The sequence below is a fragment of the Robertmurraya korlensis genome (assembly GCF_023715225.1).
Taxonomy (GTDB): domain Bacteria; phylum Bacillota; class Bacilli; order Bacillales; family Cytobacillaceae; genus Robertmurraya_A.
On sequence record NZ_JAMBNS010000001.1, the window covers coordinates 246728 to 270420 of the forward strand.

Annotated in this window: 26 protein-coding genes, 1 pseudogene and 1 other annotated feature; of the genes and pseudogenes, 23 read left to right on the forward strand and 4 right to left on the reverse strand. The window is 38.1% G+C overall.

Going from position 1 to position 23693, the window contains the following annotated elements; translation table 11 throughout:
• Positions 1–24 precede the first annotated feature (24 nt).
• From hemL to ysxE, 3 genes are all read left to right on the forward strand, one after another.
• Positions 25–1311 (forward strand): glutamate-1-semialdehyde 2,1-aminomutase, encoded by a 1287-nt coding sequence (gene hemL / locus M3175_RS01270; protein ID WP_251513758.1) that lies wholly within the window; start codon positions 25–27, stop codon positions 1309–1311.
• A gap of 145 nt (positions 1312–1456) precedes the next feature.
• Entirely contained in the window at positions 1457–2593 is a 1137-nt protein-coding gene (gene spoVID, locus M3175_RS01275) for a stage VI sporulation protein D (protein WP_251513760.1), read from the forward strand.
• 66 nt (positions 2594–2659) lie between these two features.
• A complete protein-coding gene (ysxE, locus tag M3175_RS01280; protein WP_251513762.1) occupies positions 2660–3715 on the forward strand; it encodes a spore coat protein YsxE in 1056 nt (351 codons plus the stop codon).
• Positions 3716–3723: 8 nt separating this feature from the next.
• On the opposite strand, the gene M3175_RS01285 is transcribed toward ysxE, so the two are convergent.
• Entirely contained in the window at positions 3724–3915 is a 192-nt protein-coding gene (locus M3175_RS01285; RefSeq protein WP_371321643.1) for a YszA family small membrane protein, read from the reverse strand.
• 184 nt (positions 3916–4099) lie between these two features.
• Positions 4100–4334: a binding site (T-box leader), on the forward strand.
• 43 nt (positions 4335–4377) lie between these two features.
• Here M3175_RS01285 and M3175_RS01290 point away from each other — a divergent pair.
• The 6 genes and pseudogenes from M3175_RS01290 to M3175_RS01315 form a co-directional block, all read left to right on the forward strand.
• Positions 4378–7023: a valine--tRNA ligase gene (locus M3175_RS01290; protein WP_251513764.1), complete on the forward strand. Its 2646-nt coding sequence runs from the start codon at positions 4378–4380 to the stop codon at positions 7021–7023.
• Positions 7024–7084: 61 nt separating this feature from the next.
• Entirely contained in the window at positions 7085–8395 is a 1311-nt protein-coding gene (locus tag M3175_RS01295; RefSeq protein ID WP_251513766.1) for a bifunctional folylpolyglutamate synthase/dihydrofolate synthase, read from the forward strand.
• Positions 8396–8480: 85 nt separating this feature from the next.
• The gene (locus M3175_RS01300; RefSeq protein ID WP_306663931.1) at positions 8481–10196 is read left to right on the forward strand and encodes a sensor domain-containing diguanylate cyclase; all 1716 of its coding nucleotides are present in this window, start codon (positions 8481–8483) and stop codon (positions 10194–10196) included.
• A 131-nt stretch (positions 10197–10327) separates the two neighbouring features.
• A complete protein-coding gene (locus M3175_RS01305) occupies positions 10328–11410 on the forward strand; it encodes a hypothetical protein (protein WP_251513767.1) in 1083 nt (360 codons plus the stop codon).
• Positions 11411–11593: 183 nt separating this feature from the next.
• On the forward strand, positions 11594–12151 hold the full coding sequence (locus M3175_RS01310) for a Maf family protein (protein WP_251513769.1): 558 nt from the start codon (positions 11594–11596) through the stop codon (positions 12149–12151).
• A 43-nt stretch (positions 12152–12194) separates the two neighbouring features.
• Positions 12195–12596, forward strand: a pseudogene (locus M3175_RS01315) (UPF0758 domain-containing protein); the annotation flags it as partial.
• A 26-nt stretch (positions 12597–12622) separates the two neighbouring features.
• Here the strand turns inward: M3175_RS01315 and M3175_RS01320 are convergent.
• The 3 genes from M3175_RS01320 to M3175_RS01330 form a co-directional block, all read right to left on the reverse strand.
• The gene (locus tag M3175_RS01320) at positions 12623–14047 is read right to left on the reverse strand and encodes a recombinase family protein (protein WP_251513771.1); all 1425 of its coding nucleotides are present in this window, start codon (positions 14045–14047) and stop codon (positions 12623–12625) included.
• A 149-nt stretch (positions 14048–14196) separates the two neighbouring features.
• Positions 14197–14424: a helix-turn-helix domain-containing protein gene (locus M3175_RS01325; protein WP_285852137.1), complete on the reverse strand. Its 228-nt coding sequence runs from the start codon at positions 14422–14424 to the stop codon at positions 14197–14199.
• A gap of 122 nt (positions 14425–14546) precedes the next feature.
• Positions 14547–15476: a helix-turn-helix domain-containing protein gene (locus M3175_RS01330; RefSeq protein WP_251513775.1), complete on the reverse strand. Its 930-nt coding sequence runs from the start codon at positions 15474–15476 to the stop codon at positions 14547–14549.
• Positions 15477–15630: 154 nt separating this feature from the next.
• Here M3175_RS01330 and M3175_RS01335 point away from each other — a divergent pair, with 154 nt between their 5' ends.
• From M3175_RS01335 to M3175_RS01395, 14 genes are all read left to right on the forward strand, one after another.
• The gene (locus tag M3175_RS01335) at positions 15631–15891 is read left to right on the forward strand and encodes a helix-turn-helix domain-containing protein (protein WP_251513777.1); all 261 of its coding nucleotides are present in this window, start codon (positions 15631–15633) and stop codon (positions 15889–15891) included.
• Positions 15892–16169: 278 nt separating this feature from the next.
• On the forward strand, positions 16170–16367 hold the full coding sequence (locus M3175_RS01340) for a MerR family transcriptional regulator (protein WP_251513779.1): 198 nt from the start codon (positions 16170–16172) through the stop codon (positions 16365–16367).
• 39 nt (positions 16368–16406) lie between these two features.
• A complete protein-coding gene (locus M3175_RS01345; RefSeq protein WP_251513780.1) occupies positions 16407–16790 on the forward strand; it encodes a hypothetical protein in 384 nt (127 codons plus the stop codon).
• A gap of 285 nt (positions 16791–17075) precedes the next feature.
• Positions 17076–17267 (forward strand): YqaI family protein, encoded by a 192-nt coding sequence (locus tag M3175_RS01350; RefSeq protein WP_251513783.1) that lies wholly within the window; start codon positions 17076–17078, stop codon positions 17265–17267.
• An 18-nt stretch (positions 17268–17285) separates the two neighbouring features.
• Positions 17286–17417 carry a hypothetical protein gene (locus M3175_RS24830; RefSeq protein ID WP_285852095.1) on the forward strand — a complete coding sequence of 44 codons (132 nt, stop codon included), beginning with the start codon at positions 17286–17288 and terminating at the stop codon, positions 17415–17417.
• A 15-nt stretch (positions 17418–17432) separates the two neighbouring features.
• On the forward strand, positions 17433–17690 hold the full coding sequence (locus M3175_RS01355; RefSeq protein WP_251513785.1) for a hypothetical protein: 258 nt from the start codon (positions 17433–17435) through the stop codon (positions 17688–17690).
• A gap of 21 nt (positions 17691–17711) precedes the next feature.
• On the forward strand, positions 17712–19220 hold the full coding sequence (locus M3175_RS01360) for an AAA family ATPase (protein ID WP_251513786.1): 1509 nt from the start codon (positions 17712–17714) through the stop codon (positions 19218–19220).
• The gene (locus M3175_RS01365) at positions 19217–19582 is read left to right on the forward strand and encodes an XkdD/Y8K6 family phage-associated protein (protein ID WP_251513788.1); all 366 of its coding nucleotides are present in this window, start codon (positions 19217–19219) and stop codon (positions 19580–19582) included. Before M3175_RS01360 ends, M3175_RS01365 begins: the two co-directional genes overlap by 4 nt.
• Complete coding sequence (locus M3175_RS01370) at positions 19579–19731, forward strand: DUF6906 family protein (RefSeq protein WP_251513790.1); 153 nt, start codon at positions 19579–19581, stop codon at positions 19729–19731. The genes M3175_RS01365 and M3175_RS01370 overlap by 4 nt, the downstream gene beginning before the upstream one ends.
• A 16-nt stretch (positions 19732–19747) precedes the next feature.
• Positions 19748–20647, forward strand: coding sequence for a RecT family recombinase (locus M3175_RS01375; protein ID WP_251513792.1), 900 nt, complete (start codon positions 19748–19750; stop codon positions 20645–20647).
• Complete coding sequence (locus M3175_RS01380; protein WP_251513793.1) at positions 20647–21393, forward strand: MBL fold metallo-hydrolase; 747 nt, start codon at positions 20647–20649, stop codon at positions 21391–21393. Before M3175_RS01375 ends, M3175_RS01380 begins: the two co-directional genes overlap by 1 nt.
• Positions 21394–21609 (forward strand): hypothetical protein, encoded by a 216-nt coding sequence (locus tag M3175_RS01385; protein ID WP_251513794.1) that lies wholly within the window; start codon positions 21394–21396, stop codon positions 21607–21609.
• 44 nt (positions 21610–21653) lie between these two features.
• On the forward strand, positions 21654–22403 hold the full coding sequence (locus M3175_RS01390; protein WP_251513795.1) for a phage replication protein O: 750 nt from the start codon (positions 21654–21656) through the stop codon (positions 22401–22403).
• The gene (locus tag M3175_RS01395) at positions 22372–23679 is read left to right on the forward strand and encodes a replicative DNA helicase (protein WP_251513797.1); all 1308 of its coding nucleotides are present in this window, start codon (positions 22372–22374) and stop codon (positions 23677–23679) included. The genes M3175_RS01390 and M3175_RS01395 overlap by 32 nt, the downstream gene beginning before the upstream one ends.
• Positions 23680–23693 lie beyond the last annotated feature (14 nt).

A 23693-nucleotide genomic window follows, 5' to 3' on the forward strand; every position in this document is an offset into this window, starting at 1 on the left:
TACTTGATGAAACGAGGGGTACTTATGCGCTCTTATTCTAAATCTATTGAAGCCTTTGTTGAAGCAAAAACACTAATGCCTGGCGGAGTTAACAGTCCAGTTCGTGCGTTTAAATCGGTTAAAATGGATCCGATTTTTATGGAGAGAGGAAAAGGCTCGAAAATTTACGATATAGATGGAAACGAATATATTGACTATGTATTGTCTTGGGGACCTTTAATCTTGGGTCATGCAAATGATCGTGTCGTTGAAGCGATTAAAAAGGTGGCAGAACTTGGTACAAGCTTTGGTGCTCCTAGTTTGATTGAAACGAAACTAGCTAAATTAGTAAAAGAAAGAGTGCCGTCTATTGAAATCGTCCGTATGGTTTCTTCTGGGACAGAAGCTACCATGAGTGCTTTGCGCCTAGCTCGAGGATATACAGGCAGAAATAAAATTTTAAAATTTGAAGGTTGTTACCATGGTCACGGTGATTCTCTGTTAATCAAAGCAGGATCTGGGGTGGCAACTTTAGGTCTACCTGATAGCCCTGGTGTTCCAGAAGGAGTTGCCAAAAATACGATTACGGTTCCATATAATGATTTGGAAAGTGTTCGCTATGCATTTGAGCAATTCGGCGATGATATTGCTGGAATCATAGTAGAGCCTGTTGCAGGAAATATGGGTGTTGTTTTACCTAAACCAGGATTTTTAGAGGGTCTTAGAGAAATTACTACCCAATATGGGGCACTTTTAATATTTGATGAAGTAATGACAGGGTTTAGAGTTGGATATAACTGTGCACAAGGATATTTTGGGATTACTCCTGATTTAACATGTCTTGGAAAAGTTATTGGTGGGGGGCTACCAGTTGGAGCGTACGGAGGAAGAGCAGAAATTATGGAACAAATCGCACCAAGCGGGCCGATCTATCAGGCTGGTACGCTTTCTGGTAATCCTCTTGCTATGACAGCAGGGCTAGAAACACTAAGCCAGCTAACACCAGATCATTATGAGGAGTTTGCGCGTAAAGCGGCATTACTTGAAGAGGGAATAAGAGCAGCAGCAGAAAAATACGAAATTCCTCACACCATCAATCGTGTGGGATCGATGGTCGGATTTTTCTTTACAAACGAAGCTGTTACAAATTACGAGCAAGCCAAAACATCAAATCTTGATTATTTTGCTACTTATTATCAAGAAATGGCAAATCAGGGTGTATTCTTACCACCTTCTCAATTTGAAGGAATGTTCCTTTCAACCGCTCATAGTAACGAAGATATCGAAAAAACAATCCAAGCCATCACAATTGCCTTTTCAAAGCTAAGATAATTCTAAGGAAAGAGACTCTAATGGGTCTCTTTTTTTATGTAAACACGCTCTTAGCGATTACTTTTATTCATAAAAATATTCACTAGTTCATAGAGTGATAATGACATAGTGATTAAACGTATAGGATATGAAGGGAGGAGTCGCTTTGTCTCAGGGTAACGAGTCGTGCTTACGATTTTCATTAGAAGAATCGGTGTGGTTTCAAAAAGGACAGGAAGTAGAGGAGTTAGTTTCTATTTCACTTGACCCAAATATTACGATTCATGAAAACGAACAATATGTCACCATTCAAGGTGCATTAGAATTAACAGGGGAATATCAGCGTTACAATGATGGCTCTAATGAGGAGGAAGATTTGTTTGCTGCTCCTAAGTTCGTTCATCATGTGGAGGAGAGGGAAGAGGGACTCTATGAGTTTTCACACCGTTTTCCAGTTGATATAACCATTCCAAATAACCGTATCCAAAGCATTAATGACATCCATGTTGAAGTGGAGAGTTTTGATTATCTTTTTCAAGAAAGAAGCTGTATGAAGCTTACGGCAGATCTAACGATTACTGGTCTTTATGGAGATCAGCAGCACAAACCAGCACATGAAGAAGCAGAAGTAGAAGAAGTTCAACTTGAAGTTGCTTATCGCGAAGCAACCGTTGATGAGATAGACGAAAAGGTTGAAAGGTCTTATGAGCTTCGTACTGAAGAACAAGAGGAACCAACGATTTTGGAACATGAGTATGAACCATTCGCTGTGGAAGCGAGAAAATCAGCAGATGATACAGAGGAAAAAGTGGTTTCAATAAATAAAACGGTTGAACTATTTGAAGCACCACAACTTCCGGTAAATGAAGCAAAGGAACCTGAAATTACTTTTTCAGCAGCTCGAAGTGAAGGACCTCAAGAGGTTGCAGAAGAAATCGTTGAGGAAGAACCAGAGGTTGAGCTTCAGCAAGTTCCAGAAGCCGAACTTGAGCCTCAAGTAGAAACCCAACCAGAAGTGGAGGTAGAATCCTCTTCTTCTCCTCCTCCTCAGCCTAAGGTTAAGAAAAAGAAGTCTTCAAAAAAGGGGATGTCTTTAACCGAGTTTTTTGCTCGAAAAGAAGAGACGGAAGACTTAACAAAACTTCGTGTGGCTATCGTTCAAAGCGGAGAAACGGTCGAACAATTAGCGTCACGATATGAAGTCCCTGTACAACAATTACTTAAGGTAAACCATCTTGAATTAAATCAAGATATATACGAAGGGCAAGTACTTTATATACCTATTCCTATTGCCCATAAATAGAAGAACAACCATTGGGCAGGTGAAAACTCCTGCCCTTGTTGTTTTTAATGGAAGGGTTGAGCCTCCTTGTCGAATATTAATTATTTGCAGCAAATGGAGCCGGTGTTAAAAAATTACGGAGTAAAGGCACACTTTATTGAGAGATTTGGGAATATTTTTCGTATTTATTGTGATAAAGGAGTATTTGCACTAAAAAAGATAGCTCCTAAACACGGAACCGATTTTATTAGACATATTCAATATCTGTATCAGAAAGGATACAATCGTATTGTCCCTGTTTATCCAACGGTTGATGGACGCTATGCGGTTTTGCATAATCAAGCATTATATTATTTGATGCCATGGTTACCAAATGAGGAAAAAGAAAACAGGAATGAAAGAAATCAACAGCTTTTCCGGGAGCTAGCAAGGCTTCATACATTGTCACTTCATGAAGTGACCATTGATCCTCAAGAAAAAGAAGAACATTATTCTTCTCTTTCATCACTTTGGGAAAAAGAGACGGAATTTATTGAAGGCTATATTGAAGCGTGTGAAGGAAAGCAATATATGTCCCCTACCGAACTCTTGTTTTGCTTGTATTACAATGACATTCGTCAAGCACTAACGTATTCCAAAAACAAGCTAAAAGAATGGTTCGAGCTAACAAAGGAAGAAACAAAGGCCAGAGCGGTTGTGGTTCATGGTAAGATCTCTTCTGAGCATTTTCTGTATGATGATAGAGGATATGGATATTTTGTTAATCTTGAAAGCAGCAGAGAAGGAGCTGCCATTCATGATATATTACCTTTTTTATCAAGACTGTTAAATACGTTTCCAAAGCGTTGTGATGACTGCATAGACTGGTTATATGTGTATTTAAAGTACTTTCCATTAAAAGATGACGAAATGCTCTTATTATTAGGTTATTTTGCTCATCCTGGTCCTGTGTTAAGGGTGGTGGAAGAGTATTATAAATCAAAAGAACACAATGAAAGAAAGTTTGTTCAAAGACTACAGAAACAATATTGGTTATTAAAAAATTCTGAGTATGTTGTCATGCGTATAGAGGAAATTGAGAGACAAAAAAAACAAGCCGCAGCGGCAGCAGCGGCTCAAAGTAACGAGGGAGCCCAAAGTTAATGGGCTCCCTAAATAAATTCAAAGTGAAATGCAATAGCTAGAGCAATGAGTATGGCTAGAAACAATACATCAAATGTTGTGGGGAGAAAAATGGTTCGAATTCCTTGAAAGATACAAAAAGGGAGAATGAATTGTCTGCATACTCCTCTCACCGTCCTTAACCATGGTGGCAATGTATAAGGATTATACCGTCTTTTCACACCAATCCCTCCTAAGTTCATAAAGTAATACCAAAGACGAAAGTGAAAAAATGCTTCTACAACTACTCTATGTATGGTTATAAAAAAATATGGGTATCCTTATTGACGTTAACATACTTTTTTATGTAGTATATGGAGTATAAAATGAAGGTTTACATCTTTAAACTTACATAATTGAATACTGAAATCTGCTTTGAAAGGGAAGAGTAGGTTGGTTACTCGCTTTAAGAGAGGAAAACTCGCGTCTGAAAGGTTTTCTAAGCGTTCCAATTGAAGGTCGCCCTTGAGCATCTTTTACGAACAGCTATGCTTTGTAGTGAAAGACGGGAAGTCCGTTATCTATTTTGAGAGCCAATCATGGTTTATTTATTGATTGGAAAAAAGGTGGTACCGCGAAGCAAACTCCATTCGTCCTTTTTAGACGAATGGAGTTTTTTTGTATTTAGCTTAGGAGGGAACAAAATGGAAACAAATGAATTAACAATGCCAACCAAATACGACCCGAATACGATTGAACGTGGTCGGTACGATTGGTGGCTAAAGGGAAAATACTTTCAAGCACTAAATGACCAAGAGAAAGAGCCATATACAATCGTAATTCCACCACCAAACGTAACAGGAAAGCTACACTTAGGCCATGCTTGGGATACCACCTTGCAGGATATTCTTACGAGAATGAAACGTATGCAAGGGTATGATGTATTGTGGTTGCCAGGAATGGACCACGCTGGTATTGCTACACAAGCAAAGGTGGAAGAAAAGCTTCGTGCCGAAGGAAAAAGCCGATACGATCTTGGTCGTGAGGCATTTGTAGAAGAAACTTGGAAGTGGAAAGAAGAGTATGCGAGTCATATTCGTGAACAGTGGTCAAAGTTAGGTCTAGGTCTTGACTACAGCAGAGAGCGTTTTACGCTGGATGAAGGATTGTCGAAAGCAGTAAGAGAGGTTTTCGTTTCATTATATAAAAAGGGTCTTATCTACCGCGGAGAGTATATTATCAACTGGGACCCAGCAACAAAAACAGCGCTTTCTGATATTGAAGTAATTTATAAGGATGTTCAAGGTGCTTTTTATCATATGAAGTATCCTTTAAGTGACGGCTCAGGGTTCATTGAAGTGGCAACCACAAGACCAGAAACCATGCTTGGAGACACGGCAGTTGCTGTTCACCCTGAGGATGATAGATATAAGGACTTGATTGGGAAAACAGTTATTTTACCAATTGTTGGTCGTGAGATTCCAATCGTCGGTGACGATTATGTAGATATGGAATTTGGTTCAGGCGCAGTGAAAATAACTCCGGCACACGACCCGAATGACTTTGAAATTGGAAATAGACATAATCTTGAACGTGTACTAGTAATGAACGAAGATGGAACGATGAATGGAAATGCCGATAAGTACCAAGGGCTGGACCGTTTCGAGTGTCGTAAGCAAATTGTTAAGGATCTTCAAGCAGATAACGTATTATTTAAAATTGAAGAGCATATGCACTCCGTTGGGCACTCAGAAAGAAGTGGTGCAGTAGTTGAGCCATATTTATCAACACAGTGGTTTGTTAAAATGCAACCATTAGCAGATGAAGCAATCGCCTTACAAAAGAAAGAAGAAAAAGTGAATTTTGTTCCTGACCGATTTGAGAACACGTACCTGCGCTGGATGGAAAACATCCGTGACTGGTGTATTTCTCGCCAGCTTTGGTGGGGCCACCGGATCCCTGCGTGGTATCACAAGCAAACAGGAGAAGTACATGTTGACCATGAGCCTCCTGCAGATATTGAAAACTGGGAACAGGATAAAGACGTATTAGACACATGGTTCAGTTCTGCACTTTGGCCGTTTTCGACGATGGGCTGGCCAGATATTGAATCAAGTGATTACAAGCGCTACTATCCAACCGATTGTCTTGTAACCGGTTATGATATCATCTTTTTCTGGGTATCGAGAATGATTTTCCAAGGCTTAGAATTCACGGGAGAACGTCCATTTAAGGATGTCCTTATCCACGGACTTGTTCGTGATTCTGAAGGGCGTAAAATGAGTAAGTCACTTGGAAATGGTGTTGATCCGATGGAAGTCATTGATAAGTATGGTGCAGACTCATTGCGTTATTTCTTATCAACAGGAAGCTCTCCAGGGCAAGATTTACGTTATAGCACGGAAAAGGTAGAAGCAACTTGGAACTTTGCTAATAAAATCTGGAATGCCTCACGCTTTGCGTTAATGAATATGGACGGATTAACATATGAACAAATTGACTTAAGTGGTGAAAAGTCTGTAGCGGATAAATGGATTTTGACTAGACTGAATGAAACCATTGAAACCGTAACAAGACTATCGGATCGATATGAATTTGGTGAGGTTGGTCGTGTTCTATACAATTTCATTTGGGATGACTTCTGCGATTGGTATATCGAAATGGCGAAGCTTCCACTTTATGGTGAGGATGAAGCGGCAAAGCTAACAACAAGATCTATATTAGCTTATGTGCTTGATCAAACGATGAGACTTCTACACCCATTCATGCCGTTCATTACAGAGGAAATTTGGCAGAATCTACCTCATGAAGGAGATTCAATTACGGTTGCACCATGGCCTGTAGTAAATGAGGAGTTAACAGATCATCAAGCTGCTTCTGATATGAAGCTATTGGTTGAGATTATTCGTTCTGTTCGAAATATCCGTGCAGAAGTAAATACTCCGCTAAGCAAAAAGATCAACATGATAGTAAAAGGTAAAGACGACCAAATCTCTGCTGTGTTGGAAAAGAACCGTGCATATATTGAGCGTTTTTGTAATCCTGAGGAATTAGTCATTGGAACGGTAGTTGATGAACCAGAGAAGGCGATGACAGCTGTTGTAACAGGAGCAGAAATTATTCTTCCGCTAGCTGGCCTGCTAAATATAGAAGAGGAAATTGCTCGACTTGGAAAGGAATACGCTAAGCTTACCCAAGAGGTAGAACGTGTTCAAAAGAAACTCAGCAATGAAGGCTTTGTAAAGAAGGCGCCTGAGAAAGTAATTAATGAAGAGCGTGCCAAAGAGAAAGACTACATGGAAAAACGAGCACTAGTAGAAACACGTTTAAATGAATTAAAAGGACTATAATATTTAGTAGGACGAATCTACAATAGATTCGTCCTCACTATATTATGAAAGGTGAACCATCATGTTTTTGACTTATGAAGAAGCAGTGGCATGGATTCATGCTAGATTAAGGCTCGGAATCAAGCCGGGTCTTACAAGAATGGAATGGATGATGAACAGGCTTGGTCATCCAGAGAAACATTTTCACTCCGTACATATCGGGGGGACGAACGGAAAAGGTTCGACTGTTACTTTCCTAAGATCCATTTTAGAAGAGCAGGGCTATAAGGTTGGCACCTTTACATCACCGTATTTTGAGCAATTTAACGAACGAATTAGTGTGAACGGAAAGCCTATTGCTAACGATGATATTGTTCGTTTAGTCAATATTATTAAACCTTTAAGTGATGAACTTGAGCAAACGGAACTAGGGGGACCAACGGAGTTTGAAGTCATAACAGCTATGTCGCTCTATTATTTTGGTCAGTTGAGCTCGGTTGATATAGTACTATATGAGGTCGGGTTAGGGGGTAGGTTTGACTCAACAAATATTATTAAGCCTCTTCTGTCGATTATTACGAGTATTGGTCTGGACCATACTGCCATCTTAGGTGAGACCCATGAAAAGATCGCATTTGAAAAAGCTGGAATTATAAAGCCACATGTACCCATTATTACAGCTGTTCATCAACCGGAAGCGTTACAAGTAATAAAAAAGAAAGCACTGGAAGAGGAAGCGGATTGTTTGGTATTAGGGGAAGACTTTTATGTGATGAACCATCAATCATTAGCAAATGGAGAGGAGTTTGATTGGAAGATGGAGGTTAAAAACTGGCCTTCTATTCAAACGACGATGATAGGTAGACATCAAATTGAAAATGCTTCCTTAGCGATTATGGCTGCTCAGCTCTTAAATGATAAGAAGCAATTTCTAATTGATTCTACGTCTATTAGAAATGGCATAAAAAAAGCCTATTGGCCAGGGAGATTTGAAGTGGTAAGTAACAACCCTACGGTTATTATGGATGGAGCTCATAACGAAGAGGGAATTCACACATTGGTCCGTGAAGTGAAGAAACGCTACCATAATAAGGAAATTCACATCATTTTTGCGGCATTAAGAGATAAAAAGCTAGACGGAATGATTCAAGAGCTAGATGGGATCGCTTCTCAAATCACTTTTGTATCCTTTGATTTTCCACGTGCAGCAACAAGCAAGGAACTTTACTCGATAAGTATGTCTGAACATAAAAAAGAAAACATGGATTGGGAGACAAGTATTGAAGAGAAACTACTTCATCTAAGGGAAAGTCAAGTACTTGTTATTACGGGGTCGCTATATTTCTTAGCGGAGGTAAAACCCAAATTACTAAAGCTACTAGAATCAATGTAAAATAAGCTATGACAAATATCTGAATCTTTGATAAACTTAAGGTAAAATAAGTCTTTTCACCCATTAATAAAGGAGGAGGAAGGAATTGGATCAAAAAGCAAAGAAAATGATTTGGATATCTTGGTTATTTATTGTCCCAATTGGTCTCTATTTAACATATTCCTTTTTCCCACCATTAATTAGTGGGGTTGATTTTGATCTGTTTGCTTTTCTTTTGTTAATCTCTTTCGTAGCATCTGTCCCAATGGTTGTAAATAATACTCCTATTTTTCTTATTCAATGGGTATCCTTGGCGGTGTTTTTAACATTTGGTCTATTTTATGAAATGATTCTTGTGCAATTTGGTATCATTGTCCTTTTAATTAAACTCCGTGTCACCAAACAGCAATTATATCGATTTCCCCTTAATTCACTTATGTTTTTTATTTGCTCGCTTCTTAGTGGAGTGATTTATTATGCTTTAGGTGGCGTTCACGGCCTTGCTTTGGTAGAGAATCCAAAGCTCCTACTGATTTCGATTACATACGCAGTCGTTAATTATGCTCTTAATCAGTTGATTCTATCAGGTATAAGATATGCTTTATTTAAGCAAAAACAGCAGTACTTTGGTAAGGATTTTATTTGGGAGACTATTACTTCTACGCTTACATTGCCAATAGGGCTAGTGCTATACACGTTATATATTGAGGTAGGTGTTGTGGCTCTATTATTTGTTGGAGTACCGTTTGCTAGTCTATCGATCATATTAAACCTTTACTACTCCACAGAAAAGGTGAATAGTTATCTCCAAAAAGCGGCGAAAATTGGTCACGAGCTTGCTGAAAGACTGGATGTGGACGGGGTATTGGGACTCTTCTTACAAAAATTAAAAACCTTGCTTCCGGTAGATGAAGCGTATGTGTTAGATAAAGAGAATGGGCAATTACACATCATTCGGATGGAGAGGAATAACGAAGAGTATCGATCCTTTGAGACCATGAAAGCTTTAAAAAAAGGAGAAGGAATTGGTGGGAAGGTTTGGGCAGATAAGAATGCCCTTATTTTCTCGAGTAGCAAAGAGTGGAGACCTATAACAAAGGAGCCGCTTTCTCCGGGTATGGAGAGTGTTCTTTGCGTTCCTATTGTTAAAAGTAACGAAGTGGTTGGGATCTTATTGCTAGCTTCCTCTGAAAAAAGGGCGTATGAAAAATCACAGCTTATGATTCTTGAAATATTATGCTCTTACTTAGCTGTAGCGGTGGAGAACGCGAGACATTATGAGAAGACAAAAGAAATAAGTGAGCGATGTGCGCTTACCAATCTGTACAACTATCGATACTTAGATAATGAGTTGCAAGCAGAGTACAAGAAATTGGTGGCTGCTGAAAGAAAGAAAATCTCTCTTATTTTGTTAGACATCGACCATTTTAAGACTGTAAATGACACTTATGGGCACCAAAGTGGGAATGAAATTTTAAGAGAAATAGCAGGTCGATTAGAGAATTTGATTGGAAAAAAGGGAACGGTTGCAAGATATGGTGGTGAGGAATTCACGATTCTTTTACCTGATGTTGATAAGCAAGAGGCTCTCAAACTAGCTGAACTTGTACGATTAACGATTGCTAATTGGCCCTTTACCCTTGAACAACATATTTCGGATAGAAATAAAAAGCTGCTAGTGAACATTACAGCATCAATTGGAGTAGCTACTTCCCCGGACGATGCGGATGATCCTCAATCTTTAATACGACACGCGGACCGTGCATTATATGTAGGTGCGAAGCGAGCGGGAAGAAATAGAGTAGCTCAATACGTAAAATAAATGAGAAATTACAAAAATAACCAAGAAATTTGGCGAAATCATTCCATGACAAGACGACAAAAGTCTTGTTATTTTTTTTGTACTCTATGATAGGATGAAACAAGCACTCATCTTCGAAGGAGGCAAATGTAGTGGAAAACCAGAAAAAAAATACTATCACGATTAAAATTGATGGTAAATCAAGAATGTATCAAGAGAATAAGCAAAACTTAAAACCAGAAAAAATGACTTCTAGTAAAACTTTTGTCGAAGATGAAGGTCGAAAACTAGAATTCAATAAACGGGCAGTAGAAAAGGCAAGTATAAAGGAACCGAATTATGAGGAAGTTGCAGCGGCTTCTGCTGAGAAGAACGAAGAAGATTTTGACTGGATTCTGCCAGAAACTAGTGAGGAACCAGAACTAGAGGAGTACAAGATTGCTAGCTATACAAGTAAGCCAAATAAGGGAAAGAGCGTAATCAATGCCCTTAAGAAAAATAAGAACAATCTATCTCCTTCCATTTTCTTTGCCCTCTTTTTTGCCGTAATTATTGGGATGAGCTTCGGGTTTATCCTCTTAAGACTTGTCATAAGTGACCAGACGCTTGGAGGACAAGAAGTAGTAACGACTGTTCCCCCTACTGAACAACAAAGCGAGCAGGCAAATGTTGTGAGTTATTCATTACCGGTTGTATCTACTTTTGTAGTCCAAGAAAGTGCTTATTCTTCGGTTGAAGCAGCAAATGAAGGCAAAAAAGTTCTAGATCAAAAGGGAATTCCTTCATCAGTTGTTACAACGGATAGAAGTTATCTGCTTGTTGGCATTGGTATAACGAAAGAAAGTGCTAAAGCAATAGGAGGAAGTTTAACGGAAAAAGGTATCGACATATATGCCAAAGAAATAAAAGTTGGTGGCATACAACTTAACGAAATCACCAGTGCGGAACAAAAGCTACTAGAGCAAGCATCACAATTATATGCACCACTAGTGACAATTAGTACAAGTCTCACACTCGAACAAACCATTCCTGAAGAAGCTTCAAATAATGTCACACAAATGAAAGCCGAATGGGATAAAATTAATAGTAAAGAAATGAAAAGTGAAAGATTTATTCATCTCAAAGAGGAACTAGACAAAGCTATTACTATTGCCATAAATCCATCAAAGGAGAAGAACTCGGAGCTTCAGCAGCATTTATTAAGCTTTTTGTCTTTATACCAATCAGAAAAATAAAAATATCGACATTTTCGGATATTTTCCGGGAAATGGCGAGAAAATAGCAGAGTCTTGTCAATCCATTGACGAGCTCTGTTTTTTTAAGTAAAAAGTTCAGTTTAAAAATGACTATCATCCTAATTTTTGTTACGATAAAAAGGTATCTCCCCTATGATCCAAATAAAAAGGTAAGGTGATCTTATGCAAAACCTCATTTTAGCCTCTTCCTCTCCACGACGAAAGGAACTGTTATCCATTCTTCAAATCCCGTTTGAGGTAAAAGCAAGTGATGTGGATGAAACCTTTCATTCTGAACTTGCACCACATGAAGTAGTGATCCATTTAGCAGAGCGCAAGGCAAAGCATGTGTCAAAAAATGATTTTTCATCTATCGTCATTGGCGCAGACACGATTGTTGTTGCTGCTGGCGAAATTTTAGGAAAACCTAATAACCCAACTGAAGCTTTTGCGATGTTAAGGAAATTATCTGGTTTGACACATTCTGTTTACACAGGAGTAGCGATTGTATCGGCTGCTCGTACTACGACTTTTTTTGAAAAGACGGATGTAACATTCTGGGAGTTAACGGACGAAGAAATTCACTCCTATATAAGTACCGGTGAACCGTTCGACAAGGCGGGAAGCTACGGTATACAGGGATTCGGGAGCACATTAGTGAAACGAATTTCAGGTGATTATTTTACGGTTGTTGGATTACCTATAGCACGCCTTGTCCGCGAATTACAACCATTTAGGTGATGAAGGTTCAACGTCTACCTCCCAAAAAATTAGGAGGTACGATATGCGAACAGAAGCACTAATGATTAAGGACTATCCTCAAGAAGACCGTCCCCGGGAGCGCTTTGTTCAAAGCGGTCCAGAAAGCCTTTCAAACCATGAACTACTTGCTCTTCTTTTGAGAACGGGAACAAAGGAAGAGTCCGTTCTTCAATTGGCGAATCGACTATTAAATCATTTTGAAGGACTTAGACTTCTAAAAGAAGCGACCTTAGATGAAATGACACAGATTAAAGGGATTGGTATGGCTAAAGCTGTACAAGTACTTGCTGCCGTAGAGATAGGAAGGCGAATAACGAACTTGAATTATGATGATCGGTATGTGATTCGTTCACCTGAAGATGGTGCAAAGTATGTGATGCAAGATATGAGATTCCTTAGTCAAGAACATTTTGTATGTCTGTACTTTACACAAATACAAATAAAAGACGTTCAAAAAAAATGAACGTCTAATACCGTTACATCAAGGTTTTCTTCTTTTTGAAAGATGATTTTATCAATAAACATTGTGAGGAATTGTTTCTTCTCTTGGTCGTTTAAATAAAGCCAGTTCAATTCGAATTCTTTTACAATAGCAAGTATCTTTTCTGGATCCACTTCGTTTTTCTTTGTTTCTGGAGGAGCAATACTTTTCTGCTTTTCCATTAATTCATTTAAGACTTTTTTGGTTTCTTTCATACGTTCTGAAAACTCATCATCTGATATTAAATCAGTAGACCAAGCGCGTTGATATTTTTCACGTTGTCTTTCGACTTGTTTAATTTGATGTAAGACTTTTTGCAATTCTGAGTCAGTAGTATCTGGCTCAGGTTCTTTTGTTTGTGGAAGGTTATCTTTATTTAAGATTAGTCCGTTCATAAATTTTACAAAACCCTTTTCAACTCTTTTCTCACTTACCCTTACTGATCCCCGTTTATTAAGCGTACATGGTTGGCAGCGGTACCCGTTAACTTCAACCCGTTCATTTGTTTTTTTTCGAGTATATTTAGAACGCTCAGCTGATAAATGATTTCCACATACAGGACATATTAACTTCATTTGAAAAATGAATGTCGAGTAGGTCTCACGTTTCTTTACATTTTTTCTGTCAGCTAATACCTTTTGAATCTCTTCAAATTCATTTTTACTAACTATACCTTCATGAGCATTCTCAGTGAGCTCATCTAGCCATTGTACAGCTCCATAAATTGCCGGATTGTGCAATATGTCTAGGATGGTTCTAATATGCCATTTATAGCCTCGTATGGGATCAATGCCACTATCATTTAGATAATTAGATAATTGCCTGATTGAATACCCTTCTCTTAGCTTATTCACCATTTTAAGAATAATTTCAGCTTCATTTTTGTTTATTACTAACCTATGGTCATTGCCTTTATCAAAACCAAAAGGTGCTTTAGCAGCGTATTCCCCTTGTCGTGCTTTTTCAATTTGACCCATTCTTACACGTTCACCTAAGTTTTCACGCTCCCATTGTGCAAGAGCTGCTACTAGTGTGAGGAATAATCTCCCCATCGCGGTACTGGTGTCATATACTTCTGTTGCTGATTTAAACTTACAACCATATTGTTCAAATGTATCCAGTAATTTATAAAGGTCCAATACCGAACGAGTAAGTCGATCTAACTTATAAACTAGTACGACTGATATACTTCCTTGTTGTATATGATCAATCATTAATTGTAATTGTGTACGATTTGTGTCCTTTGCTGAGAGACCTTCATCGACATAAAAACGGTAATCAGACCATCCTTGCGACAAACAAAAAGCTACTAGTCGTTCCCTTTGAGCCGCGATAGAATAGCCTTCTTGCGCTTGTTCCTCGGTTGAAACCCTTATATATATTCCAACAGCCATTGCTTTTTATCTCCTTCGTTTTGTCGAAATTTAGGGTATGAAATTGTAAAACAATTAGGTATTTTGTAATATAATGTATCTATGTTCGCTAATGTTGCGAACTCGAACATTTCGGTCGGGACGGTGCAAAGTACAAAGTACATACCGTCCTATCTAGACTGGGTTCTCCTGGATTTTTTCCATTCATACAAATCCTCGATATGACAATTAAATACAGCAGCAATATTTTTAAGATTCTTTAGTTCAGGTTTACTATAATCGTTTTCATACTTAGAAATATTTGAACGATTAACTCCTGAAATATGCGCTAGTTCTTCTTGTGTCATATCAAGTTTTTGTCTCCAGTCGCGGATTAAACACCGTCCGACCGTATACAGTTTTCATCACCACCTAACGATTGAGGGGATACTGCTTATGAAAAAACTATCTGAAGAAAAAATTAAAAAATTGGTTGAGCTACTTTCTAGAAGTGTCCCGAATCTACATCTTCAGAATAAAGTTAGGGTTCAAAGATAACTCGAATGACTTTACCAATAATTCTCGAATCTTTATTTAATGCGATGGGTGCGTATTTTTCATTTGTTGATACTAACCATACGGATCCATCGTCGTATTTTTTTACTTTCTTTAAAGTAGCATCGTCTCCGTTTACATTAACCACAGCAATTTCACCGTTTTCAACTTCTGGTTGCGATTTAACTAATACTTTATCTCCAGGAAAGATCCTACTACCTATCATCGAATCACCTTTGACCTCTAATAGAAAATAACCATCTCCATAGACTCCTGGCATAAGCTCATATCCAACAATTTGTTCTTGAACCATAATAGGTTGTCCAGCTGCAATGTATCCAAGTATAGGAACATAAGCCGTCTCGACAACTGGTTGTAACTCATTTACATTGTATAAGTCATTCTCCACAGGTAGATCAATATCATCTTTGATTATTAATAGAAATTCTAATTTTTCTTGGAAAGTTAGATTTTCAAAAAACAACCTCCAAGTTGATGGCTTCTTTAAATCTTCATCAGTAAAAACTGAATATACTTCCGAACCTTTTGGCATGAGCATAATTCTGTAATTCTCATCAACTTCTCCATTTGTAGTAACGCTATTTATAAAAATATTAAAGGCATATTCAAATACATCTTCTATATTTTCAATGTCCAATAATTCTAATGAACCTTCGCTAATATCATCATTGATATGCCCAGCTGCTTTCATCAACTCTTTATAAGAAACGTTAAGATGTGGTGCTATTTTCTTAATAATATCTGGTGATGGTACTCCACGTTTACCGTTTTCAATTTGTGATAAGTAAGCGTGGGAAACACCTGATTTTTCGCTTAATTGACGGATGGATATTTTTCTTTCGACTCTTAGTTTTTTAAGATAAAGACCTACTTCTTTTATTTGGTGTTCGTTCATAAAATGTTCACCTCGGTTTTCATTATAAATGAATCTGTTTACTATTGTTAGCATTTATTTTTCTTTTTATAAAATAATGGTTGCAATAGTTTCCAATACGTGATAAATTTACCTCATAAGGTGGAAACAAAATCAAACAGAGAGGAGGTTGCTTATGAAAGTAATGTTTAAGGATAAGGTTGAATTCAAAAAAATATTGATCAAAAATGGTTTTTCTCAAAGTGGGTTCGCCAAATCAATTAATCTATCTCATCCTCATATGAGCCAAATTATTAATGGGGATCGTTGTCCGAGTGCTGAGGTAGCAGGTCGTATCACTACTAAACTAGGTTTAACTTTTGATGATATTTTTTTTATTGATGATGGTAACAATAGCAACCGATTGGATGATGAACATGAAAAGGCAGCCCAGTGAAGAAATGAAAGCTAAAATTGTTGATTTCTTTTTAAAAACATCCGTTCCTAGAATTCTAGAGAAAGAGTCTTTAGAAAAACAGAAGGAAGTTATCGAGGCTAAATAGCCTTCTCTTTTTACCAGATTAGCAGATTTTGATGAACGATTTAAGTTCTAAAAACTAGATTACCAGAATAGGAGGTTTGCTCAATGAATCCGGTAGCTATCTATTTCTTAATGACTCTTTGTTTAGTTGGTGGCATCTTGATTGGTTCTTTTCCTAATAAGGGTGATGAAAAGTGAAGTCGGCTGGATGTTATGCAGTCTACAAAGGTGATGATTTTATCTGTCTAGGTACCGTGAAAGAGTGCGCAAAAGAGTTAGGAGTTAAGGAAGATACAATCCGATTCTATATGACTCCTGTATATAAAAAGCGAATGACTAAAAGTTCATCTGGAAACTACATAGAGGTTTTTCGCGTGGAAGATGATGAGTAGTCAATCGACTCTTACTGCGACATAAAAGGAGATGGAGAAATGGATAAAAAAACAATGAAAAAGATAGAGATTGTAGATGTTGTTATAAATACATTAAACAGCCATCAAGATATGACAGGTGAATATAACACGAATTGTGATGTTGATTTTATGTTAAGCGAACAAATACAATTCAATATTTTTAATAAAGAATATGTGATTGATAGGGTGAAAATGGGTGTTAAATGGGATGTGGTTACAGTTGAATACGCTCAAAAAGACAAGGTGTTTTGTTGCTTTCCTGTATCTAAAATTTTCGTTCATAAAGTGTTAAATAGAGTTATACAAGAACAAAAGGGTGGAGTTTTATCTGGGTGGATGTTTGCTGACGACTTATTTGAAATTCTTACAGATGAAAATGAGTTAGCCAATTGTTATTACTAATGCACAGTGCGAAAATGTTGTGAACGTAAAGGAGGTAATTATATGGAATGGGTACTCTTAGCTCTCGTCGCTTTTGGATCACCATTCGTTTTAGGTTTAGCGATGGGAGTTAGCTTGCAGCAAAGAGCAATAAATAAAAAGTTAGGGAGGAAATAAAGTGATCTTCATCCTATGCTGTTTGGTCAGTGGAATGGTCGGTGCGTTTGGGATGGCAATAATTTCAGCAGGAGCTTATGAAAAAGGATATAAGGATGCCAAGAAAGGACTTTAAAGGAGGTGATATATATGTGTGAAGCGTGCAACCAATTAGTTGAACAAGAGTACCTAACGAAACACTGGGGCATTGATGCTATGGGTGATGAAATCTTAGAAGGTGATGAAATCATTGAGTTTCCAAATGGTGAAGTCGTTTTAACTACTAACCTAGAAGATTACTTAATTGAACATTTAGGTGCTGTTTACAAATCAGCACTTTGAGGAGGTGGTGTAAAAGAAGTGAGCAAGCTCGGTGCAGTGGAATACTATGGTGAAATCATACCAATCACCTGGAACGATTACATGAACCTCATGTGGCTTTCAGATCCTAATGTAGTAATCGTGAAAGTACCAGAAAGACCAAATCATTGAATGGAGGTTAAAGGGATGGACTTAAAAACACTTGAGTACATGGAAGAGCGTACTAAAAATGCTCGTAAATTAGTAAACAGAATCGAAAAGCTAGTGAAGGAAGTCGAAAAAATTAGGATCGCAGACAAGGTTATGTTCTGCACGAACAACACTAGCGGAAATTACGTTGAACTTACATCATCTTATGAGCTTATACAAGAAATAAGAAAGTCGACAATTGAAGCTATCACTAAAGAAATTACCCGTTTAGAAAAAGAACTTGCAGAACTATAAGAATCGAATGGAGGAAAAACGGTGAACATTAAGTTTCAATCTCTTAAACTTGAAAACTTTAAAAGCCACCAGGATCTTGAAGTTAAGTTTGGCGACCTGACCAAGATCACTGGTGACAATGCAAAAGGTAAAAGCTCCTTATTAGAAGCTATTACATGGTTATTTTACGGTGTAGACCCACTTGGAAGCAAGAACGATCCTACACCAATAACATATTCAGCAGAACAGACTTTAGTACAAGCTCTTTTAAATGTTGATGAAAAACCTTTATTACTAGGCAAGACACTGAAGAAAGGCAAAGCCTCTTATTACATTAATGAGGTGCCTAAAAAGGCTACAGAATTCAATGAGTTAATAGCTCAATTATTTGATAAGGACCTATTCCTTTCCCTGTTAAATCCGAATTACTTCTTCACTTTGAAATGGGAAAATCAACGGTCCATGTTACTCCAATATGTATCAGCACCAGCTAATAAAGAGGTGTTAAAACAACTTCCAGAAGTCCAATCTGAAAAGCTTGGAACCTTACTTAAGAAACACAACCTCTCAGACATAGAAAAGATTCATCGTGAAAATAAGACAAGCCTAGAAAAGAAACACATTGCAGCTCAAAGTCGGACAAAGACCTTGAAAGGTCAATTAGAAGTGTTCACCATTATGACACCTGTTGATTCTTTAAAGGTTGAGCTCGCTCAAATTGATAAACAAGTACGTGAGAAAGAAGCTCTTATGGATGAAGCATTCGAAAAGAACCAGGCTTATAACAAATGTCAGTCGGAACTAAGAAACATTCAGGATCAGATTGATATGTCTAAGGAACGTTGGCCATCCCTTAAAAATGAGGTCATTGAAGATACTTGTAAGACTTGTCAACGCCCATTGGATGAAGAATCGGTTGAAGCTGTTAAGGCTGATAAGGATAAGCGCATCGAGGAATACAAAGCGAAACATAATGAGTTGCTTAATAAGCGCGATTTGCTAAAGAAACAACTGGAGACATTAGAATACATCGATGTTTCAGAATTACGTGAAGAGATCCGTCAAATCGATTCTACTGGTACTCAATTACGTGAAGCTATTCGCTCTTACTCAGAATTTGAAAGACTCCAGACTCAAGTAAATGAAGCTCAGGAGGAAGAAAACAAGGTTCTTGAAAACCTTAATGACTCCATCTTTGTAATTGATTCAGTCAAAGCATTTAAAGCTAAGGAAGCTCAAATACAAGCTGAAAAGGTACAAGCCTTGTTTGAAACATTATCCATTCGTCTCTTCGAACAGCAAAAGAACGGAGAGTTTAAAAACACTTTTGAAATCGAGTTAGATGGCAAGCCATACAGAAAGCTTTCCTTATCAGAGGGCATTAGAGCAGGACTTGAACTTAGAGAAGTGCTCAGCAAACAAAGCGAAGTGAACGTTCCTGTCTTTGTAGATAATGCTGAGTCAATCACAAGCTTTAAACAACCTACTGGGCAGTTAATTACCTCTCGTGTGGTTGCTGGGCAAGACTTAACGATTGAGGTGGGAGAATGAAACATACACCAGGTCCATGGAAGTTAGGGGGAATTGGTGACACTGTTATTACTAATGCTGAAACACCAAGTTCAAAGGACACTTTTGAATATTACGGTGGACAGGTAATTGCTGAAAGTATTTCTTCTGATAATGATCGTCATTTAATTTCAGCTGCACCAGAACTTCTTGAGGCATGTATTAAAGCACATGAAGTATTAGAAGCAATATTGAGCTTCTATGGTCAGAGTCTCCAAGTACATGGGTGGCATTTAAACGGAGATGCAGAACCATTCGACAACTTCATAGACGAAAACATGGATGGAAATGAAGTGGAGTTACTATATAAGGCTATCCAGAAAGCTCGAGGTGATAAGGAATGAAATCAGGTAAAAAACCTACTCGTGCTCAAAGGAAGATTTTATTGGAAAACGGATTAAACCCACTTAACTGGCTAATCGTGAAGAATCAAGACTTGCAAATGGAAGTAGTCCACCGGGAAACAGGTCGCTTAAAAACTCTAAATCTATAAGAAAAGGATGATATCAATGTCAAAAAACTTACCTAGCACTTTACCTTTAACACCAGCCATTACAGAGGCTTTTGCTCCACAAGTTTTAGAGGTTATTCGTACTTCAATCGCTCCAACTGCTAATGACCAAGAGTTCTTATTGTTTGCACACAAAGCAGCATCTTATGGACTGGATCCATTCAAGAATGAAATCTTCTTTATCAAATATGGAAGTACTGCCCGAATTCAATTTGCTGCTGAGGCTTATCTTTCAAAAGCTCGTGAAAAGGAAGGGTTCCAACCACCAGATACTCAAATGGTTCATGAAAATGATGAGTTTAAGATTCGAATGAATCCTGAAACAAAGGAAATGGAAGTAGTCCTCCATGAAATTGGATTCCCTAGAGGAAAGATTATTGGTGCTTATTCAATTGCTTACCGTGATGGTTATAAGCCAGTTACGGTGATTATGGATATCGAGGAAATTGACCACATGTTTAAAGGTCAAAACAAAGATAACTGGATTAAATGGACAGCAGATATGTTCGGTAAGCATGTTCAACAACGCGCTCTTAAAAAGCAATATGGCCTTGAATTTGATGATGAAACCATTACTACTGGTGAAGCAGAATCAAACATTCCTGAATACAAGCCACAAGAACGAAGAGATATTACCCCTGAACAAGAAGTAATTGATGCACCACAAAAACCAAAGACGGAAGAAGACCCGGTTAAAAAACTTAGAACTGAAATTACTAAGAAACTGAAAAAACTTGGTGTAAACGGTAAAGAAGCTGTTTCAGATTATATCAACATGCATGCGCCTAACATGGGAGAACATCCTTCACTAGCTGAATTAACAGGTCTGCTAGACATCATTGATATGGACCTTGATATGAAACAAATGCAAGAGTCCAACGGAGATGAGCTTGTCTAATGAAAGTAGACATTCTAGCTTCTGGATCGAGTGGCAACGCAATTGCCATTCGGTCTGGTAACTCAGCGATATTAGTTGATGTTGGAATAGCCAAAACAAAGATTGAAGCCAGGTTAATGGAAGTGGGGATTGTACCAAACGAGATTAAAGGGATCTTCATCACTCATAGTCACGGAGATCACATAAAAGGTTTACCACTAGCGAATAAGTACAAGATACCTGTTTTTGCAGGTGAGAAAGAATGGCAGAGTTTAAACGTTGTAGATGAAGAGTTAAGAAGAATCATAAAGCCAGGACAAGCCACAGACTTCCAAGAGAGCTTTTACATAACGGCTTTTCGGACACATCATGACGCTTATGATTCATTAGGCTTTGCCATTCAGGACTATAACCGGGTCAAGTGCTCCATTTGTTTAGATACTGGTCATGTAGATGAAGAGATGATTGCAGCTATGGAATACTCACACATTTATGTTATTGAAGCGAACCATGAACCGAATATGCTCGAGGTTTCAAATTATCCAAACAGCGTAAAAGCAAGGATTCTTTCTCATATTGGACATTTAAGCAATTTACAGACTGCAGAAGCCCTTTCTAAGCTTGTGACAGGGAACGGAGAACAAATATACCTGACACATCTTTCGAGCTCTAATAACATGCCTAAATTAGCTCAAATGACGGTTATGAGAGAGCTCATTAAGAAGGGTTTGAAAGCAGATAAAGATTATAGGTTAGAGGTGATTTGAATGAACTTAAAAAAACTGCAAGCTCAGGCAGCATGGGAACAATTACAGATAGTAAAGGTTCTAAAGGCAGAAGAAGAAAAGAAGCTTGCACAAGATTTCGTCCGCGAATTACAACGTGTGCTCCATGAAAAGAACGTCCGGATTGAACAACTGGAAGATCAATTAAAAAAGGCAACTGCACCAATAAACATAACTATCAATTTGCCAAGTAATTGAGGGTGAGGTGAATGCAAGGCTACATCAAGCTTTATCGCAAGACCATGAACTCTCCTATCTGGCAGGATCCTTACTACTTAAAGCTCTGGCTTTATTGCTTGATGAAAGCCACGCATAAAGAACACGAGCAATTAGTTGGAAATAACATGGTCGTATTAAAACCAGGAGAGTTTGTGACAGGGAGAAAAGCTCTTGCTCTTGATTTAAATAGTGGTGCTAAACCAGAACAAAGGCTGTCTGATAAGACTTGGTATCGATACTTAGAAAATTTACAGTCTTTTGAGATGTTGAGCATTCGTAAAACCAACAAGTTTAGTATTATCACTATTTTAAAATGGGCGGAATACCAAGAAGGTGAGCAACAAGTTAAACCTCCAGGTGAAGGGAAGAAAAAAGGTACTAAGAAGAAATATGACGAGAATTCAAAGCCTTATAAATTAGCTAAGTACCTGGTCGAAGAAATTCGAAAAAATCTACCCGAATTTAAAGAGCCTGACCTTCAAAAGTGGGCTGACGATATGAGGAAGATTATTGAGCTCGATAAGAGAGATCCAAGACAGGCAGCTCAACTTATTAAATGGACTCAGCAAAATAATTTCTGGTGGAAGAACGTTATGAGCCCTTCGAAATTTAGAGATCAATACGACAAGTTACTTGCTAACGCAAAGAATGAAAAATTGAAACAGTCACCACAACAACCAGTGAAACAAAATGATTCAAGAGATAAAGAAATAGAATTCCAACGTTGGGTACAGGAGGGGAATGATCCAGATGCATTTAATTGGGGAGCATGACGTTGTCAGGGAGCAAGCAGAGGAATCAGTATTAGGAGCTGTGTTAGTTGATTCAAGTGTTCTCGATGAAATCACCTTTTTAGAACACCGCGACTTCCTCTCTGAGAGACACCAACAGATTTATAAGGTTATGAGATACCTAGAAAAAAAGAACGCTCCTGTGGACATTGTGACCATTACAGAAACATACGTAAAGTTTGGTCGCATTGAATCTATGGGAGGTGTTTCTTACCTCTCGAAGTTAGCTGAATCTTGTCCTACTACTGCCAATGCTGATTATTACGCTCGTATTGTTCGTTCAAAAGCATTGGAACGTAGAGCTAAAAACATGGGTGAGATTATTACAGGAATGTCCAGAGACGATTATGAAACGGATGAAGACTTTTTTACTAACATAGAGCAATTAGTGTCGGAAATGAGACCACAAGACACTGCCAAAATGAAGAGCTTTTCAGAGTCCAGGACAGATTACTTTGACCACTTAAAAAAGAAAGCTCAGGTAATCAAAACTGGTTTTAAACAATTCGATAATTGGGCGAAAGGTGCATGGAGAGGTTGGCTTTGGATTGTAGCTGGTAGACCATCGGTAGGAAAAACAGCCATGCTCCTACAAAGGTTGTTCGGAATGGCCAAACAACATGAAGGAGTAGTGCTGCTCTGGTCTCAAGAAATGGATGAGAATCAAGTGAAAGACCGAATGATTTCTAATATTACGGGTATTCCTTACAGCAAGTTTAGAGACAAGGACTTCGATGATAAGAAATGGGATACGGTCAAAATGGCTTATGAAGAGCTTGAATACTTGCCAATATTCATCCAAGACAGCGCAGGAGTAACCATTGAAGAGATAAAAGCAACTGCTAAGCAATTCAAGAAAAAGTACGGAAAAGTTGCTTGTATTGCAGTGGATTACTTACAGATCATGAGGATTCCACAAAAGAAGGGTGAAACCAGGGCGCAAGCCATTGGAGAAGTAACCAGAACAGCTAAGCAAATAGCCAGAGAAATGAATTGTTGTTTCCTTATGTTGAGTCAATTAAGTCGAGGATTTGAACAAGCACTAAAACCTCAGTTTTCTCACTTAAAAGAGTCTGGATCCATTGAACAAGATGCTGATGTAATTGAGTTTCTTTGGCACAATCCAGATGATACGGATAAAGAAGGCAAGGTCATTCAACAGACGTTTGCCAAAGGTCGGGATACTGGGCTGAATGAATTCCGGTTACTGTTTAAAGGTTGGATACAACGATTTGAAGAGATTGCTAAACCAAAATAAACGGAGGGGAGAAC